A 2495-nucleotide genomic window follows, 5' to 3' on the forward strand; every position below is an offset into this window, starting at 1 on the left:
GCCGTCACGGTCGCTGCGCGGAAGACCACTTAGCCGATACGGACAAGCCCTACTGGCCCGCGGACGCTGTGCCTGCACGCTGAGTAGTTGAGCACCCGCCAACGGTTCTGGCTTGTCGTCGCTACGATGAAGTCAGGCCAGGTGGGGTCGTCGAGTAGTTCCCGATAGTTTATGGATTGTCGGTAAACAGGAAGTAATATCAGGGGACGGGATCAGTTCGGAGTAGGCCGTATCTTGGATTCGTTACATCGTCCGTCGAGCGAAAGAACCCTACTTTGTCAGCGAAGTGTTTCCTGACATCTCTCCGACGCAACGCAGCGGGCATTCACGCCGACGTGAATCGTGGTATTGGTGGACACTACTGACGGCGCAGAGCAGCACATCAACGAGTGTGCTCATTGCGTTTTTTTGCGGACAGCAAAATCGGGCATGCAGGATTTGCATCTAGACTCCATCGAACGCCGGGGCGTCGCTGCCGGCAATCAGCGCTGACGGCCATTATGTAGTGTTCCTGTCCTCATCGACAAATCTCACTGCGGCAGGCACAAGGGGCTACTCCCAGGTGTTCTTGTCTAAAACAGGATTTTGAGTTCTGTGAGTTTTGGATATGACGTGATTGCTCGTCGCTACCTGAGGCCGCTATTCGGTGGGGAATCCGAGACTCAGCGCACTACGGCAGGAAAGCGGTAGGTGACAGCCCTGTCGCGAAGTTGCCGGAAAGGTGACTTTTCGGGAGCCTGTAGGTGGCAGGCTTGAATGTATTCCTCTGCGGTCCCCTTCTGATGTGCTGCTGCTATTAGGAGTCACCTCAATCGTAGGTGAAGCACTTCGTCCGCCACGACAAAGATCATCCAGATGGTGTCCCGGTCGGAAGCTCTATCCGACGCGCGAGCAGTCGGTTCGTGCCGCCCGGGAAGAGATCCGCTCGCTGCCAAAACGACCCTACAAAAAGAAGTGGGTATATTCGGGCATGAGCAGGCAACGGTAGTCCGGTCAGATGTGGCCACCGTTCTTCCTGAAAGCAACGATGGCCTGGAGGACCTTCAGATCCTCTGTTGGCAAAGCACGGTACCGCGGGATCATCTTTGGTCTCAGGTATCCCACTCGCTCGTCGCTTACGGTGATGACCGGCACGGCTGAGACCAACTCCAGTCCCGCGCATTTCGCCGCATCGATCAGCTCCCCATAACGAATACGGTTTGTTGTCTGCAGGTGAGAGTGCAGCATCTTCCACATCCAGTCAGGGCAGGTCAGAAAGTCGATCCCGGTGCCGGCATACGTGTTGTGCCCCGCAAAGTCCACGCTGTGAACCGCCACCCCGCCTGGCTTCAGTATCTTCGCCATATGCCGGATCGCATCAGAAACGGACGCCACATGCTCCATCACGTCGACCGAATAGATGAAATCAACCTCACGGTCGACAGATTCAAAAACAGCCTGGACATGCTTGGGTCGTGAAGAATAGGGGCCGTATCTTTGTGCGATCAGCTCGCTCATCGTCGGAAGATCGTGGACAGTTGCGAACTGCTCCACACAGATCATGTGCGCCGCGCCGTTCGCCAAGCAGCACTCAGCTACGCCGATATTGTCTCCCGGGCCGATTTCCAGTCCGGTCAAGCCGGTCAAGTCAGGAAGATAAGGTCGAAGCGTTTCGAAGGAGTCAATCGCCGTTTTCGCAGCGTACTCGGTCCCCTGTTCCGAATAAAGATGGCAGGCGCGTACCTTTTTAGAGAGTCCGACCTTTTTGCCTGTGTTCAGGCACAGTGAGATTAGAGCACGGCGTGGTGGAATTTGAAGGGCCCAGGGCATCTACATGCCACCCAGTCCGAGATCATCGCCGCAATGATCGTTGCAGTACTGGTCGCTACGGTCATGAATAGTCAGGCGCCTCTGGCACGTATCACACTCTCCCCAGCCGAGTACGAAGCCGATGACAGACCAGATCCACCATGAACGCTGAGTTTGTCGATTGTCCTGTACGACGGCAGTTATTTGTAGTTTGGATACGGTCTCGTGAATGTTAAGGCGGCTGTCTGCGACAGCAAGATCAATGTGGGACGCACGTCCCTGTTCGGAAATCATACCAAGGCTCCGGTCTTGCTAGAGAAACAGGCCTGCAGGAAAAGACTTGGCGCAAACACTATCAAAGATCGAACGCAGCACGCAAGGCAAATGATGACCAAAGGAAATGGAGGTCGCGAGAATCGCCACAGCGGGCCCAGCGGAGCAATCCCCACGGCAACCTATTATTCGTGCTGAAAAGAGCGATTCTATGCAACCTCAGCCCTCAGAGTTGGCTTCTTGGTAGTAATCCTGACAAATTCGAACCGTCGTTCCCGGGAAAACGGGGATTTCGGCAAGTTCGACCCGCCGAACCCCGCTGGCCGAGTGAACTTGCTCAAATCCCGACGCAATATAAGAAGGTGCCCCCTTGGACTAGGCTGTGAGCGGTTGCCATCTCACCGCCGGAAAGGAGCACTCTTCTATGGAAGGCA

Annotated in this window: 1 protein-coding gene; it reads right to left on the reverse strand. The window is 55.4% G+C overall.

All coding sequences use genetic code 11. The features are described 5' to 3' along the window. Positions 1-993: 993 nt before the first annotated feature. Complete coding sequence (locus tag Q363_RS31305; protein WP_035358627.1) at positions 994-1809, reverse strand: class I SAM-dependent methyltransferase; 816 nt, start codon at positions 1807-1809, stop codon at positions 994-996. Positions 1810-2495: the final 686 nt, after the last annotated feature.

The organism is Edaphobacter aggregans DSM 19364 (assembly GCF_000745965.1).
GTDB classification, from domain to species: domain Bacteria; phylum Acidobacteriota; class Terriglobia; order Terriglobales; family Acidobacteriaceae; genus Edaphobacter; species Edaphobacter aggregans.

What these genes read in the sequence shown, in the direction of transcription:
- Q363_RS31305 (WP_035358627.1), bottom strand. Translation starts at nt 1,809, where the DNA reads ATGCCCTGGGCCCTTCAAATTCCACCACGCCGTGCTCTAATCTCACTG.